We start from the raw sequence: 14,083 nt of genomic DNA on the forward strand, positions 1-14,083 counted from the left end.
TAATAGACGTTATTACTTTTATTGATAAGGCATTTCATTTTTTAATTTTACACATTTATTACAATTAACCTGATTATATCCCTTGAAATAGTTAATGCAGCCCCCCATACCTTACCAGATTGCAACGCTAGCCTTTTAACTCACTGATTAGACGTGTAGTATCGGGGGTGAGCTTATCAACAGCAGAGCAGGGTGCAGCGTAATTTCTGTACAAATTCGTCAGAGTGAAGACGAAAACCTGATTTAAGCCGTTGATAATAATTTGAAAAATAGTTTTGTATGTGACCTTTCGTGGGGGTCACCACTGCAAATAGAGGATCTCACATGCCTGTAATTACCCTTCCTGACGGCAGCCAACGCCAGTTCGATCGCCCTGTTAGCCCTATGGATGTTGCCCTTGATATCGGTCCTGGCCTGGCGAAAGCCTGCATCGCCGGTCGCGTTGACGGCGAGCTGGTTGATGCCAGCGATCTTATCGAAAACGATGCGCAGCTGGCGATTATTACCGCCAAAGATGAGGATGGTCTGGAAATTATCCGCCACTCCTGTGCGCACCTGTTAGGTCATGCCATCAAACAGCTGTGGCCTAATGCCAAAATGGCTATCGGTCCGGTTGTTGATAACGGCTTCTATTACGATATCGATCTTGACCACACGCTGACTCAGGAAGATATCGACGCGCTCGAAAAGCGTATGCACGAGCTCGCCGAAACTAACTACAACGTTATTAAGAAAAAGGTCAGCTGGCACGAAGCGCGTGAAACCTTCGTTGCGCGCGGCGAAAGCTATAAAGTGACCATTCTTGATGAGAACATCGCGCATGACGACAGGCCAGGCCTGTATCATCATGAAGAGTACATCGACATGTGCCGCGGTCCGCACGTGCCAAATATGCGCTTCTGCCATCACTTCAAGCTGATGAAAATTGCAGGGGCCTACTGGCGTGGCGACAGCAACAATAAAATGTTGCAGCGTATCTACGGTACGGCGTGGGCAGATAAAAAAGCGTTGAACGCTTATCTGCAGCGTCTGGAAGAGGCCGCGAAACGCGACCACCGCAAAATTGGTAAGCAGCTCGACCTGTATCATATGCAGGAAGAGGCACCGGGCATGGTTTTCTGGCATAATGACGGCTGGACTATCTTCCGTGAGCTGGAGACCTTTGTACGCTCCAAGCTGAAAGCGTACCAGTATCAGGAAGTAAAAGGCCCGTTCATGATGGACCGTGTGCTGTGGGAAAAAACCGGCCACTGGGACAACTACAAAGATGCGATGTTCACCACCTCTTCCGAGAACCGTGAGTACTGCATCAAGCCCATGAACTGCCCTGGCCACGTGCAAATTTTCAATCAGGGACTAAAATCCTACCGCGACCTGCCATTACGTATGGCGGAGTTTGGTAGCTGCCACCGTAACGAGCCATCAGGTGCGTTGCATGGCCTGATGCGCGTGCGCGGGTTCACTCAGGATGACGCACATATCTTCTGTACGGAAGATCAGGTGCGTGATGAAGTGAACGCCTGTATTCGTATGGTCTACGATATGTACAGCACCTTTGGCTTCGAAAAGATCGTGGTCAAACTCTCTACTCGTCCGGAAAAGCGTATCGGCAGCGACGAGACATGGGATCGTGCTGAGGCGGATTTAGCAGTCGCGCTGGAAGAGAACAACATCCCGTTTGAGTATCAGGTGGGTGAAGGCGCGTTCTACGGTCCGAAAATTGAATTTACCCTGTATGACTGCCTCGATCGTGCATGGCAGTGCGGTACGGTACAGCTGGACTTCTCCCTGCCGTCTCGTTTGAGCGCCTCCTATGTAGGTGAAAACAACGAGCGTCAGGTACCAGTAATGATCCACCGCGCCATTCTTGGGTCACTGGAGCGCTTTATCGGCATCCTGACCGAAGAGTTTGCGGGCTTCTTCCCGACCTGGCTTGCGCCAGTGCAGGTTGTAGTCATGAACATTACCGATTCTCAGGCCGATTACGTTAACGAATTGACGCGTAAACTACAAAATGCGGGCATTCGTGTAAAAGCGGACTTGAGAAACGAGAAGATTGGCTTTAAAATCCGCGAGCACACTTTACGTCGTGTCCCTTATATGCTGGTTTGTGGTGACAAAGAGGTTGAGGCCGGCAAAGTAGCCGTGCGTACCCGTCGCGGTAAAGACCTGGGTAGCCTGGACGTAAATGATGTTATCGAGAAGCTGCAACAAGAGATTCGCAGCCGCAGTCTTCAACAACTGGAGGAATAAGGTATTAAAGGCGGAAAACGAGTTCAAACGGCGCGTCCCAATCGTATTAATGGCGAGATTCGCGCCACGGAAGTTCGCTTAACTGGTCTGGAAGGCGAGCAGCTTGGCATTGTGAGTCTGAGAGAGGCTCTGGAAAAAGCTGAAGAAGCCGGGGTCGATTTAGTTGAAATTAGCCCTAACGCCGAGCCGCCCGTTTGCCGTATAATGGATTACGGCAAGTTCCTCTATGAAAAGAGCAAATCTTCTAAGGAACAGAAGAAGAAGCAAAAAGTTATCCAGGTTAAGGAAATTAAGTTCCGACCTGGTACAGATGAAGGCGACTATCAGGTAAAACTCCGCAGCCTGATTCGCTTTCTCGAAGAGGGCGATAAGGCCAAGATCACGCTGCGTTTCCGCGGTCGTGAGATGGCCCACCAACAGATCGGTATGGAAGTGCTTAACCGCGTGAAAGAAGATCTGAATGAACTGGCAGTAGTCGAATCCTTCCCAACGAAGATCGAAGGCCGCCAGATGATTATGGTGCTTGCTCCTAAGAAGAAACAGTAAGGCCATCAAGTAATCATACCTGTGGGCCACAAGCTCACAGGTCTGGTTCGCCTTTGTTTCGTTTATTAACAATGCGAAGTGGAAGTTATTAAAATGCCAAAGATTAAGACCGTACGCGGTGCTGCTAAGCGCTTCAAAAAAACCGGTAAAGGTGGTTTTAAGCACAAGCACGCTAACCTGCGTCATATTCTGACCAAAAAAGCTACCAAGCGTAAACGTCACCTGCGTCCGAAAGCCATGGTTTCTAAAGGCGATCTGGGCCTGGTCATCGCGTGCCTGCCGTACGCATAAGTCGTTTACCTTTTAACCTTTTTTAAGAATAGATACAGGAGAGCATCATGGCTCGCGTAAAACGTGGTGTAATTGCACGTGCACGTCACAAGAAAATTTTGAAACAAGCTAAAGGCTACTACGGTGCGCGTTCACGCGTATACCGCGTTGCCTTCCAGGCTGTTATCAAAGCTGGTCAGTACGCTTATCGTGACCGTCGTCAGAAAAAGCGTCAGTTCCGTCAACTGTGGATTGCGCGTATCAACGCAGCAGCACGTCAGAACGGTATTTCTTACAGCAAATTCATCAACGGCCTGAAAAAAGCCTCTGTTGAAATCGACCGTAAGATCCTGGCTGACATCGCTGTATTCGACAAAGTGGCATTCTCTGCCCTGGTCGAAAAAGCGAAAGCAGCTCTGGCCTAAGCCAGTTAGAGAGAGGGAGCCTGGCTCCCTCTTTTTATTCCTTACCACACAAGGTAACGCAAGCATGAATGCTGCTATTTTCCGCTTCTTTTTTTACTTTAGCACCTGATTCCAGGAGGCTTGCGCGTGAAAGAAGAAACGAAAAACAGCGCCAGAAAGCCTCCCCAGGGAGGCTTTTTTTATGCCTGTATGTAAAAAATATGAGATCACCATAACGGTGTCAGCACCGACATAATGAGGAAAACCATGTCACATCTCGCAGAGCTGGTTGCCAGCGCCACGGCAGCCATTAACGAGGCTACAGATATTGCGGCATTAGATAATGTACGCGTTGAATATCTGGGCAAAAAAGGGCAACTGACCCTTCAGATGACAACCCTGCGTGAGCTGCCGCCTGAAGAGCGTCCAGCCGCCGGTGCGGTGATTAACGAAGCCAAAGAGCAGGTGCAGCAAGCGCTGAACGCCCGCAAAGAGATGCTGGAGAGCGCCGCGCTGAACGCACGTCTGGCGGCGGAGACCATCGATATCTCTCTGCCGGGCCGTCGCATTGAGAACGGCGGTCTGCATCCGGTTACCCGCACCATCGACCGCATTGAGAACTTCTTCGGCGAGCTGGGTTTTACCGTGGCAACCGGTCCGGAAATCGAAGACGACTACCACAACTTTGATGCTCTGAACATTCCAGGTCACCACCCGGCACGCGCCGACCACGATACCTTCTGGTTCGATGCTACCCGCCTGCTGCGTACCCAAACTTCCGGGGTGCAGATCCGCACCATGGAGAACCAGCAGCCGCCGATCCGCATTATTGCCCCGGGCCGCGTCTATCGTAACGACTACGATCAGACCCACACTCCAATGTTTCACCAGATGGAAGGGCTGATCGTCGATAAAAACATCAGCTTTACCAACCTGAAAGGAACCCTGCACGACTTCCTGAACAACTTCTTTGAGGAAGATCTGCAGGTACGTTTCCGTCCTTCCTACTTCCCATTTACCGAGCCTTCCGCTGAAGTGGACGTAATGGGTAAAAACGGTAAATGGCTCGAAGTGCTGGGCTGCGGTATGGTGCACCCGAACGTACTGCGCAACGTGGGCATCGATCCAGAGGTGTACTCTGGCTTCGCGTTCGGCATGGGGATGGAGCGCCTGACTATGCTGCGCTATGGCGTGACCGACTTACGCGCATTCTTCGAAAACGATTTGCGTTTCCTCAAACAGTTTAAATAAAGGCAGGAAAAAATAATGAAATTCAGTGAACTGTGGTTACGTGAATGGGTTAACCCGGCGGTCGACAGCGACGCGCTCTCCGATCAAATTACGATGGCAGGCCTGGAAGTAGACGGCGTTGACGCCGTGGCCGGCAGCTTTAACGGCGTTGTGGTGGGCGAAGTGGTCGAGTGCGGCCAGCATCCGAACGCGGACAAGCTGCGGGTAACCAAGGTTAACGTCGGCGGCGAACGCCTGCTCGATATCGTCTGCGGTGCGCCAAACTGCCGCCAGGGGCTGAAGGTGGCCGTGGCGACCATCGGCGCGGTACTGCCGGGCGATTTTAAAATTAAAGCTGCCAAGCTGCGCGGCGAGCCGTCCGAAGGGATGCTCTGCTCCTTCTCCGAGCTGGGTATTTCCGACGATCACAGCGGGATTATCGAACTGCCGGCGGATGCGCCGATCGGCACCGATATTCGCGACTACCTCAAGCTCGACGATAACACCATCGAGATCAGCGTAACGCCGAACCGTGCCGACTGCCTGGGTATTATCGGCGTGGCCCGCGACGTTGCCGTGCTGAACAAGCTGCCGCTGACCGAGCCAGAGATGGCGCCGGTGGCCGCAACGATTAACGATACGCTGCCTATCCGCGTTGAAGCCGCCGATGCCTGTCCGCGCTATCTGGGCCGCGTGGTCAAGGGTATCGACGTCACCGCACCAACCCCGCTGTGGATGCGTGAGAAGCTGCGCCGCTGCGGCATCCGCTCTATTGACGCGGTTGTGGACGTGACTAACTTTGTTCTGCTGGAGCTGGGTCAGCCGATGCACGCCTTCGATCTGGGCCGCATTGAGGGCGGGATCGTCGTGCGTATGGCAAAAGAGAGTGAGACGCTGGTCCTGCTCGACGGTAGCGAAGCGAAGTTGCAGTCCGATACGCTAGTGATCGCTGACCATAACAAAGCGCTGGCGATGGGCGGTATCTTCGGTGGCGAACACTCGGGCGTAAATGGGGAAACCCAGGATGTGCTGCTGGAGTGCGCCTTCTTTAGCCCGCTCTCCATCACCGGTCGCGCCCGTCGTCACGGTCTGCACACCGATGCCTCCCATCGCTACGAGCGCGGTGTCGATCCGGCGCTGCAGTATAAAGCGATGGAGCGTGCGACCCGCCTGCTGCTGGATATCTGCGGCGGCGAAGCCGGTCCGGTTATCGATGTGACTCACGACGCCGCACTGCCGAAGCGCGCAACCATCACCCTGCGCCGCAGCAAGCTGGATCGCCTGATCGGCCACCACATTGCCGACGAGCAGGTCAGCGATATTCTGCGCCGTCTGGGCTGTGAGGTGACCGAAGGTCAGGACCAGTGGCAGGCAGTTGCGCCAGCCTGGCGTTTCGATATGGAGATCGAGGAGGACCTGGTCGAAGAGGTTGCGCGCGTCTACGGCTACAACAGCATCCCTGATGAGCCGGTACAGGCGGGTCTGATCATGGGCAGCCACCGCGAAGCGGATCTGTCGATGAAGCGGGTGAAAACCATGCTTATCGACAAAGGCTACCAGGAGGTGATCACCTACAGCTTCGTGGATCCGAAACTGCAGCAGCTGATCCATCCGGGCGAAGAAGCGTTGATCCTGCCAAGCCCGATCTCCAGCGAAATGTCGGCCATGCGCCTGTCGCTGCTGACCGGTCTGCTGGGTACGGTGGTCTATAACCAGAACCGTCAGCAGAGCCGCGTACGCATTTTTGAAACCGGGCTGCGCTTTGTACCTGATACGCAGGCGAATCTGGGGATCCGTCAGGATGTGATGCTGGCCGGAGTTATTACCGGAAGTCGCTATGAAGAGCACTGGAACCTGGCAAAAGAGAGCGTCGATTTCTATGATTTAAAAGGCGATCTGGAATCCGTTCTAGATCTGACCGGCAAGCTGGCTGACGTTCAGTTTAAAGCTGAAGCCAATCCGGCGCTGCACCCAGGCCAGTCCGCCGCGATTTATCTGAAAGGCGAACGTATTGGTTTTATTGGGGTTGTGCATCCTGAGCTGGAACGTAAACTGGATCTTAACGGCCGGACACTGGTGTTTGAGATTGAGTGGAACGCCATCGCAGACCGTGTGATTTCGCAGGCGCGGGAGGTTTCACGCTTCCCGGCAAACCGTCGTGATATCGCGGTTGTGGTCGCGGAAAACGTCCCTGCAGCAGATGTTTTGGCTGAGTGTAAGAAAGTTGGCGTAAATCAGGTAGTTGGCGTAAACTTGTTTGATGTGTACCGCGGCAAGGGCGTAGCAGAGGGCTATAAGAGCCTCGCTATCACCCTGATCCTTCAGGATACCGGCCGTACACTCGAAGAAGAGGAGATTGCCGCTACCGTTGCCAGATGTGTAGAGGCATTGAAAGAGCGATTCCAGGCATCATTGAGGGATTGAACCTATGGCGCTTACAAAAGCTGAAATGTCAGAATATCTGTTTGATAAGCTTGGGCTTAGCAAACGGGATGCCAAAGAGCTGGTAGAGCTATTTTTCGAAGAGATCCGTCGCGCTCTGGAAAATGGTGAGCAGGTAAAACTCTCCGGTTTTGGTAACTTTGATCTGCGTGATAAGAATCAACGCCCGGGACGTAACCCGAAAACGGGCGAGGATATTCCCATTACAGCCCGGCGCGTGGTGACCTTCAGACCCGGTCAGAAGCTAAAAAGCCGTGTCGAAAACGCTTCGCCCAAAGCAGAGTAATCTGAACTAATCAAAAAGGCCGCCTGTGCGGCCTTTTTTCTTTTCACTCACCGCTCGGCATTTTAAAATCAACCCTCATGACGTAAAGCAGGATGGATCCGATGCTAGCTCTTGCTCACCTACAGACCCGTCGCCACGCCCGCTGGCTTGGCGGACTCTCACTGCTTCTGCTGCTGGCTATTGTGATTAGCCTCTGTGCGGGCGATCAATGGATTGCGCCCGGCGACTGGCTAAGCCCGCGCGGGCAGCTCTTCGTTTGGCAAATCCGTCTGCCCCGTACCCTTGCGGTGGTGCTGGTCGGGGCGGCACTGGCGCTCTGCGGCACCCTGATGCAGGCGCTGTTTGAAAACCCGCTGGCGGAGCCTGGGCTGCTTGGCGTCTCTAACGGCGCGGGCGTCGGCCTGATTACCGCCGTCATGCTGGGGCAGGGGGCGCTGCCTGTCTGGGCGCTCGGCCTGTGCGCCATTGCCGGGGCGCTGATGATCACCCTTATTCTGCTGCACTTCGCCCGCCGTCATCTCTCCATCAGCCGTTTATTGCTGGCGGGCGTTGCGCTGGGCATTATTTGTAGCGCGCTGATGACGTGGGCCATCTACTTCTCGACCTCATTCGACCTCCGCCAGCTCATGTACTGGATGATGGGCGGGTTTGGCGGCGTTGACTGGCAGCAGGGTTGGCTGATGCTGGCTTTGCTGCCGGTAATGGGATGGGTCTGCATGCAGTCGCAGCCGCTCAATATGCTGGCGCTGGGGGAGACCTCTGCACGTCAGCTGGGCCTGCCGCTGTGGTTCTGGCGCAACATCCTGGTGGTTGCCACCGGCTGGATGGTGGGCGTCAGCGTCGCGCTGGCTGGATCGATCGGTTTTATCGGCCTGGTGATCCCCCATATTCTGCGCCTCTGTGGCCTGACCGATCACCGCGTGCTGCTGCCCGGTTGTGCGCTGGCAGGGGCGACCGCGCTGCTGTTTGCCGACGTTGTCGCCCGTCAGGCGCTCAATGCGGCGGAGCTACCCATCGGCGTGGTGACCGCAACGCTAGGCGCACCGGTGTTTATCTGGCTGCTGCTGAAGGCAGCCAGATAGCAGCGTTAACGCACCGCACTTAACTCCCTCTTGCTAAGAAACTTTTAGTATAAAATTGCGGATGAATGCACGCCGTCTTATTGTCTATTATTAAAGGCCGGCGACTGAACCGGTGGCGCGTTTGATAACCAAGGGGAAGCTATGCAACACGATATTCTGAACACTGACGTGACGACAATTGATGGTGAGAAAACCACGCTTGCAGATTACCAGGGCAAGGTGCTGCTGGTGGTCAACGTAGCGTCAAAATGCGGCCTGACGGCGCAGTATGAGCAGCTGGAGAACATTCAAAAAGCCTGGGCGAAAGACGGTTTCGTGGTGCTCGGCTTTCCCTGCAACCAGTTTTTAGGCCAGGAGCCAGGCAGTGAAGAGGAGATTAAAACCTTCTGCAGCACGACCTATGGCGTCACCTTCCCGATGTTCAGCAAAATTGACGTTAACGGCGAGAACCGTCATCCGCTCTATCAGAAGCTGATTGCCGCCGCACCCACTGCCGTCGCGCCGGAGAAGAGCGGATTTTACGAGCGCCTTGCCAGCAAAGGCCGTGCTCCGCTCTATCCTGACGATATTCTCTGGAACTTTGAAAAATTCCTGATTGGTCGTGATGGAGAGGTCGTTCAGCGTTTTGCGCCGGACATGACGCCGGAAGATCCTATCGTGATGGAAGCCATCAAGCTGGCGTTAGCAAAATAGTGAACGCATTGATGGCGCTACAGGATGTAGCGGAGTCTGGCAGGCTGGGGCCGGTCACGGCCACGGTCAATGCCGGTGAAATCCTGCATCTGGTGGGGCCAAACGGTGCCGGGAAAAGTACCCTGCTGGCACGCATGTCAGGGTTGGCGAGCGGGCCGGGAAGCATCATGCTAAACGGCAAACCGCTGGATACCTGGCATGCGACCGCGTTGGCCCGGCGTCGCGCTTACCTTACCCAGCTGCAACATCCGCCTTTTGCCATGCCGGTCTGGCACTACCTGACGCTGCACCAGCCCGATCGTAAGCATACTGAACTGCTGCATGACGTTGCCGGTGCGCTGGGACTGGAGGATAAGCTCGGGCGCACGGCGAACCAGCTTTCAGGCGGGGAGTGGCAGCGGGTGCGTCTGGCGGCGGTGGTTCTGCAGATCCATCCGGCCGGTAACCCAGAGGGAGAGCTACTGCTGCTGGATGAGCCGATGAACAGCCTGGACGTTGCCCAGCAGGCGGCGCTCGATCGCCTGCTTAGCGCGCTCTATCGGGCAGGTATTACCGTGGTGATGAGCAGCCACGATCTCAACCATACTCTGCGTCATGCCCACCAGGCATGGCTGCTGCGTAACGGTAAGCTGATAGCCAGCGGCCCACGTGATAGCGTGCTAACGCCGGCAAGGCTGGCCGAGGCCTACGGTATGCCTTTTCGTCGCCTTGACGTAGAGGGGCACAGCGTACTTATTTCTACACTGTAAACGCATAGCATATTGCGCGGCGCTTTCCCGCCACGCTAAATTACTGGAAAAATAATAGAGCAGAGGATCAGCCCTGAATGCGCCTATGGTTTCTTTTCGCCACCGTGCTTTTTTTAGCAGGGTGCAGCCACCACCGGGCTCCACCGCCGAATCCACGGCTGGCGGACTCGATCACCGTTATCGCGAATCTTAACGATCAGCTCAGCCACTGGCGGGGCACACCGTATCGTTACGGTGGTATGAGCCGGGGCGGCATAGACTGCTCTGGGTTTGTGCTGATGACCTTCCGGGATCGGTTCGATCTCCGTCTGCCTCGCGAGACGCGTCAGCAGGCAAAGGTGGGAACAGAAATTGATAAAGATGAACTGTTACCTGGGGATCTGGTCTTCTTCAAAACCGGCTCCGGCGACAGCGGTCTGCACGTTGGGATCTACGATACCGATAACCAGTTTATTCACGCCTCCACCAGCCGGGGGGTAATGAGGTCTTCTCTCGATAACGTCTACTGGCGTAAAAAGTTCTGGCAGGCGCGAAGAATTTAATTTTTCCGCCATATTATGGAAACGGGGTCATAACATGGCTCCGTTTTGTTTTTGCATAACGTAACATTTCCACACGTTGAAAAATATTTACTCAATATATTAATGCTTACTAATTAGGCAGCTGATAATTATCAACTATCGTACTAATTTATAATGCCCGACTGGCAATTATCTTCCTCCCAGGATAACCTTAATTATTGGCAAGGGACCGTCTAAAATTATTTTGGGATCGTGGAGCAGAAACAATGATTGTATCGCTCGACAATGTCTGGCGCTCTGAACTGCTATTCAACCCGGCGCGTGATGCGCAGGGTAGGCTTCAGGGGCTTGAGATTGTCGTTAATTTTATTGGTATAGACCCCGACGTGCGCATTCCCGCAGAGCTTGTGCTGCCGCGCCTGACGTCGCAGCAGGCTATTGCGCTGTTTAACGAACAGCTGGAGCTGATTGACGCCTGCCAGCTCTTTTTTATTCAGCATCATCTTATAGCATGGATCAATATTAACCCGGTTATTGCTGGTGCACTTTTAATGGATGAAAAGCTGGCCGCTTCGGTAAATCGTTTCCCCTTTATTGAATTTACTCTCAATGAAAATTACCCGCAGTTAAACAGGGGAAATGAGAATCCGTTACTGGTGCAGTTGGCTAATCGTTATTCTTTAGTGCTGGCTAATTTTGGGGCAGGAGTGGCGTCGACCCGGGCCATATTTGATGGTCTTTTCACGCGTGTTGCGCTGGATAAAAACTTTGTTAATCAGCGTCTCAGAGCGCGATCGTTTCAGCCATTTATGCAAGCTATTGTTAGCCAGGTAAAACCCTACTGCCGCTCAATGATGATTGCAGGCATAGACAGCGAACAGGCGCTAAAGAAAGTGACGCCGTTTGCCTTTAGCGCGATGCAGGGACGTCTGTGGCCGCCGGTGCCTCCGCAGCAGGTTACCCAACTGGTGCAGGGATAACCGCGCACTCTGCCAGTGTTTATTCCTCCCGATACCTTCTACACTACAGGAAGAGGAGGAACCATGACCCTTTCGTTTACGACACACTGGCGCGACGAGCTGCCGGGCTTTTACACCTCGCTTTCCCCTACGCCGCTGCGCAATGCGCGCGTGCTATGGCACAACGCTGCGCTGGCCCAAACGCTGGGCGTGCCTGATGCACTTTTTGCTCCTGCCGAGGGGGCGGGCGTCTGGGGCGGTGAAACGCTGCTGCCGGGCATGTCGCCGCTGGCTCAGGTCTATAGCGGCCATCAGTTTGGCGTCTGGGCAGGGCAGCTGGGCGATGGCCGCGGCATTCTGCTCGGCGAGCAGCTGCTCGCCGATGGCAAAACGGTGGACTGGCACCTTAAGGGGGCAGGGCAGACGCCGTACTCCCGCATGGGTGACGGACGCGCCGTGCTGCGCTCGACCATTCGCGAAAGTCTGGCCTCGGAGGCTATGCACTATCTGGGGATCCCCACCACCCGGGCGCTGGCGATTGCCACCAGCGATACGCCGGTAGCGCGAGAAACCACCGAGCGGGGAGCCATGCTGATGCGTATCGCGGAGAGCCATCTGCGCTTTGGCCATTTTGAGCACTTCTACTACCGCCGCGAGCCGGAGAAGGTTCGCCAGCTGGCCGACTTTGCCATCCGTCATCACTGGCCGCACCTTGCTGATGAGAGCGATAAATATGTGCTCTGGCTGCGGGATATTGTAGCCCGTACCGCGCGTCTGATCGCTCAGTGGCAGGCGGTAGGCTTTGCCCACGGCGTGATGAATACCGACAATATGTCGATCCTTGGCCTGACCATTGATTACGGTCCGTTCGGCTTTCTGGATGATTATCAGCCTGGTTTTATCTGTAACCACTCTGACTATCAGGGTCGCTACCGTTTTGATAATCAGCCCGCGGTTGGCCTGTGGAATCTTCAGCGGCTTGCCCAAACGCTGTCGCCCTTTATCGATGTCGACACGCTGAACGCTGCCATGGATGAGTATCAGCAGGTGCTGTTGGAGGAGTACGGTAAACTACTGCGCAGCAAGCTGGGCCTGTTCACCGAGCAGCGAGGCGATAACGATCTGCTGAATACGCTGTTTGCCCTGATGGCGCGCGAAGGCAGCGACTATACGCGTACCTTCCGCATGCTGAGCAATAGTGAGCAGCACAGCGCCAGCTCGCCGCTGCGCGATGAGTTTATCGATCGCGGCGCGTTTGATGCCTGGTTTAGTACCTACCGTACGCGGTTGCAGGGCGAGCAAATTGACGATGCCGAGCGCCAGCGACAGATGAAAAGCGTAAACCCGGCGCTGGTCCTGCGTAACTGGCTGGCGCAGCGGGCTATCAGCGATGCCGAGCAGGGCGATACCCATGAGCTGGAGCGGCTGCACCAGGCATTACGCGATCCCTTTAGCGATCGTAATGATGACTACGTTAGTCGGCCGCCTGACTGGGGCAAGCATCTGGAAGTGAGCTGTTCAAGCTAGAAGAGAACGCCCGCCACCATGGCGGGCGGAACGTTAGAGTCGAGTGGACACCGCGGCAGAGAGCTTCTCCACCAGCAGCGTCGTGTCTTCCCAATGCAGACATGGGTCGGTAATCGACTGCCCATAGGTGAGCGGCTGCCCGGCGACAATCCTCTGTGTCCCTTCCTGGAGGAAACTCTCCGCCATAATCCCGGCAATGGCCGTCGAACCGCTACGGATCTGCTGACAAACGTCGTCACATACATCGAGCTGGCGACGATGCTGTTTCTGGCAGTTGCCGTGGCTGAAGTCCACTACCAGATGCTCAGGCAGTGAGAACTCGCTCAGCGTATCGCAGGCCTCAGCAATCGCCTCGGCGTGGTAGTTAGGCGTCTTGCCGCCGCGCATAATAATGTGGCCGTAAGGGTTACCGCTGGTCTGGTAGATGGTCATCTGCCCGTTTTTATCCGGCGAGAGGAACATGTGGCTCGCCCGTGAGGCACGAATAGCGTCAACCGCGATGCGGGTATTGCCATCCGTTCCGTTTTTGAATCCTACCGGGCAGGAGAGCGCGGATGCCATCTCACGGTGGATCTGGCTCTCTGTGGTGCGCGCCCCGATTGCACCCCAGCTAATGAGATCGGCAATAAACTGTCCGGTCACCATATCGAGAAACTCGGTGGCGGTTGGTACGCCCAGCTCATTTACCTGCAACAGCAGCTTACGCGCCAGCTCCATACCGTGATTAACCCGATAGCTGCCGTTAAGATCCGGATCGGAGATCAATCCTTTCCAGCCCACGACGGTGCGCGGTTTCTCAAAATAGGTACGCATCACAATCTCAAGCGAATCCTGATGCTTTTCACGCAGCGTCTGGAGTCGGTGAGCGTAATCCATGGCCGCATCAAGATCGTGAATTGAGCAGGGGCCTACAATCACTAACAGGCGACGATCTTCGCCGTTTAATATTTTCTCTATCCGCCGACGCGAGGCGTTAACGTGTTCCGCAACCGGCCGGGAGAGGGGATACCGCTGGGCCAGCTCGGCCGGGGTCACCAGACTCTCAATGCGCGCAGTGCGGAGTTCATCAGTTTTGTTCATGACTTATCTCAGAAATTTGTGGCTTCAGCGGCAGACCTGCC

The 14,083-nt window shown here is 54.9% G+C and carries 15 protein-coding genes and 1 other annotated feature; of the genes, 14 read left to right on the forward strand and 1 reads right to left on the reverse strand.

The genetic code is table 11. The annotated features are described in order from the left end of the window. The first annotated feature begins 324 nt into the window (after window positions 1-324). The 14 genes from thrS (at window position 325) to selO (ending at window position 12,962) form a co-directional block, all read left to right on the forward strand. Window positions 325-2,253, forward strand: a complete 1,929-nt coding sequence (gene thrS, locus RTM13_RS06085; protein ID WP_312210957.1) for a threonine--tRNA ligase — start codon at window positions 325-327, stop codon at window positions 2,251-2,253. A gap of 3 nt (window positions 2,254-2,256) precedes the next feature. Next, window positions 2,257-2,799 (forward strand): translation initiation factor IF-3, encoded by a 543-nt coding sequence (gene infC, locus RTM13_RS06090; protein ID WP_039058207.1) that lies wholly within the window; start codon window positions 2,257-2,259, stop codon window positions 2,797-2,799. Window positions 2,800-2,892: 93 nt separating this feature from the next. Then, entirely contained in the window at window positions 2,893-3,090 is a 198-nt protein-coding gene (gene rpmI, locus RTM13_RS06095; protein ID WP_001124225.1) for a 50S ribosomal protein L35, read from the forward strand. Between the two features lie 47 nt (window positions 3,091-3,137). Then, window positions 3,138-3,494 carry a 50S ribosomal protein L20 gene (gene rplT / locus RTM13_RS06100; RefSeq protein ID WP_007374646.1) on the forward strand — a complete coding sequence of 119 codons (357 nt, stop codon included), beginning with the start codon at window positions 3,138-3,140 and terminating at the stop codon, window positions 3,492-3,494. A gap of 59 nt (window positions 3,495-3,553) precedes the next feature. Further along, window positions 3,554-3,677, forward strand: a sequence feature (Phe leader region). Further along, window positions 3,559-3,603, forward strand: coding sequence for a pheST operon leader peptide PheM (gene pheM / locus RTM13_RS06105; protein WP_001386830.1), 45 nt, complete (start codon window positions 3,559-3,561; stop codon window positions 3,601-3,603). (Overlaps the previous feature by 45 nt.) Window positions 3,678-3,740: 63 nt before the next feature. Then, window positions 3,741-4,724, forward strand: coding sequence for a phenylalanine--tRNA ligase subunit alpha (gene pheS / locus RTM13_RS06110; protein WP_312210959.1), 984 nt, complete (start codon window positions 3,741-3,743; stop codon window positions 4,722-4,724). A 15-nt stretch (window positions 4,725-4,739) separates the two neighbouring features. Beyond that, a complete protein-coding gene (gene pheT / locus RTM13_RS06115; protein ID WP_312210961.1) occupies window positions 4,740-7,127 on the forward strand; it encodes a phenylalanine--tRNA ligase subunit beta in 2,388 nt (795 codons plus the stop codon). Window positions 7,128-7,131: 4 nt separating this feature from the next. Further along, window positions 7,132-7,431, forward strand: coding sequence for an integration host factor subunit alpha (gene ihfA / locus RTM13_RS06120; protein ID WP_006820203.1), 300 nt, complete (start codon window positions 7,132-7,134; stop codon window positions 7,429-7,431). A 101-nt stretch (window positions 7,432-7,532) separates the two neighbouring features. After that, on the forward strand, window positions 7,533-8,513 hold the full coding sequence (btuC, locus tag RTM13_RS06125) for a vitamin B12 ABC transporter permease BtuC (protein ID WP_312210963.1): 981 nt from the start codon (window positions 7,533-7,535) through the stop codon (window positions 8,511-8,513). A 141-nt stretch (window positions 8,514-8,654) separates the two neighbouring features. After that, window positions 8,655-9,206: a glutathione peroxidase gene (locus RTM13_RS06130; protein WP_312210965.1), complete on the forward strand. Its 552-nt coding sequence runs from the start codon at window positions 8,655-8,657 to the stop codon at window positions 9,204-9,206. Between the two features lie 11 nt (window positions 9,207-9,217). Then, a complete protein-coding gene (btuD, locus tag RTM13_RS06135) occupies window positions 9,218-9,955 on the forward strand; it encodes a vitamin B12 ABC transporter ATP-binding protein BtuD (RefSeq protein WP_409456028.1) in 738 nt (245 codons plus the stop codon). 77 nt (window positions 9,956-10,032) lie between these two features. After that, window positions 10,033-10,497 (forward strand): NlpC/P60 family protein, encoded by a 465-nt coding sequence (locus tag RTM13_RS06140; protein ID WP_312210969.1) that lies wholly within the window; start codon window positions 10,033-10,035, stop codon window positions 10,495-10,497. 245 nt (window positions 10,498-10,742) lie between these two features. After that, complete coding sequence (locus tag RTM13_RS06145; protein ID WP_312210971.1) at window positions 10,743-11,456, forward strand: EAL domain-containing protein; 714 nt, start codon at window positions 10,743-10,745, stop codon at window positions 11,454-11,456. 63 nt (window positions 11,457-11,519) lie between these two features. Continuing rightward, window positions 11,520-12,962 carry a protein adenylyltransferase SelO gene (gene selO / locus RTM13_RS06150; protein WP_312210973.1) on the forward strand — a complete coding sequence of 481 codons (1,443 nt, stop codon included), beginning with the start codon at window positions 11,520-11,522 and terminating at the stop codon, window positions 12,960-12,962. 33 nt (window positions 12,963-12,995) lie between these two features. Here selO and aroH read toward each other — a convergent pair whose 3' ends face one another. Next, window positions 12,996-14,042 carry a 3-deoxy-7-phosphoheptulonate synthase AroH gene (aroH, locus tag RTM13_RS06155; protein ID WP_312210975.1) on the reverse strand — a complete coding sequence of 349 codons (1,047 nt, stop codon included), beginning with the start codon at window positions 14,040-14,042 and terminating at the stop codon, window positions 12,996-12,998. Window positions 14,043-14,083 lie beyond the last annotated feature (41 nt).

The organism is Pseudescherichia sp. (genome assembly GCF_031979925.1).
GTDB lineage: Bacteria > Pseudomonadota > Gammaproteobacteria > Enterobacterales > Enterobacteriaceae > Pseudescherichia.

Bases quoted from the DNA above. Each gene is read 5' to 3' on its own strand.
- btuC (WP_312210963.1), top strand. From the start codon at position 7,533: ATGCTAGCTCTTGCTCACCTACAGACCCGTCGCCACGCCCGCTGGCTT.
- RTM13_RS06145 (WP_312210971.1), top strand. From the start codon at position 10,743: ATGATTGTATCGCTCGACAATGTCTGGCGCTCTGAACTGCTATTCAAC.
- ihfA (WP_006820203.1), top strand. From the start codon at position 7,132: ATGGCGCTTACAAAAGCTGAAATGTCAGAATATCTGTTTGATAAGCTT.
- RTM13_RS06140 (WP_312210969.1), top strand. From the start codon at position 10,033: ATGCGCCTATGGTTTCTTTTCGCCACCGTGCTTTTTTTAGCAGGGTGC.
- pheS (WP_312210959.1), top strand. From the start codon at position 3,741: ATGTCACATCTCGCAGAGCTGGTTGCCAGCGCCACGGCAGCCATTAAC.
- btuD (WP_409456028.1), top strand. From the start codon at position 9,218: ATGGCGCTACAGGATGTAGCGGAGTCTGGCAGGCTGGGGCCGGTCACG.
- rplT (WP_007374646.1), top strand. From the start codon at position 3,138: ATGGCTCGCGTAAAACGTGGTGTAATTGCACGTGCACGTCACAAGAAA.
- aroH (WP_312210975.1), bottom strand. From the start codon at position 14,042: ATGAACAAAACTGATGAACTCCGCACTGCGCGCATTGAGAGTCTGGTG.
- selO (WP_312210973.1), top strand. From the start codon at position 11,520: ATGACCCTTTCGTTTACGACACACTGGCGCGACGAGCTGCCGGGCTTT.
- thrS (WP_312210957.1), top strand. From the start codon at position 325: ATGCCTGTAATTACCCTTCCTGACGGCAGCCAACGCCAGTTCGATCGC.
- rpmI (WP_001124225.1), top strand. From the start codon at position 2,893: ATGCCAAAGATTAAGACCGTACGCGGTGCTGCTAAGCGCTTCAAAAAA.
- RTM13_RS06130 (WP_312210965.1), top strand. From the start codon at position 8,655: ATGCAACACGATATTCTGAACACTGACGTGACGACAATTGATGGTGAG.
- pheT (WP_312210961.1), top strand. From the start codon at position 4,740: ATGAAATTCAGTGAACTGTGGTTACGTGAATGGGTTAACCCGGCGGTC.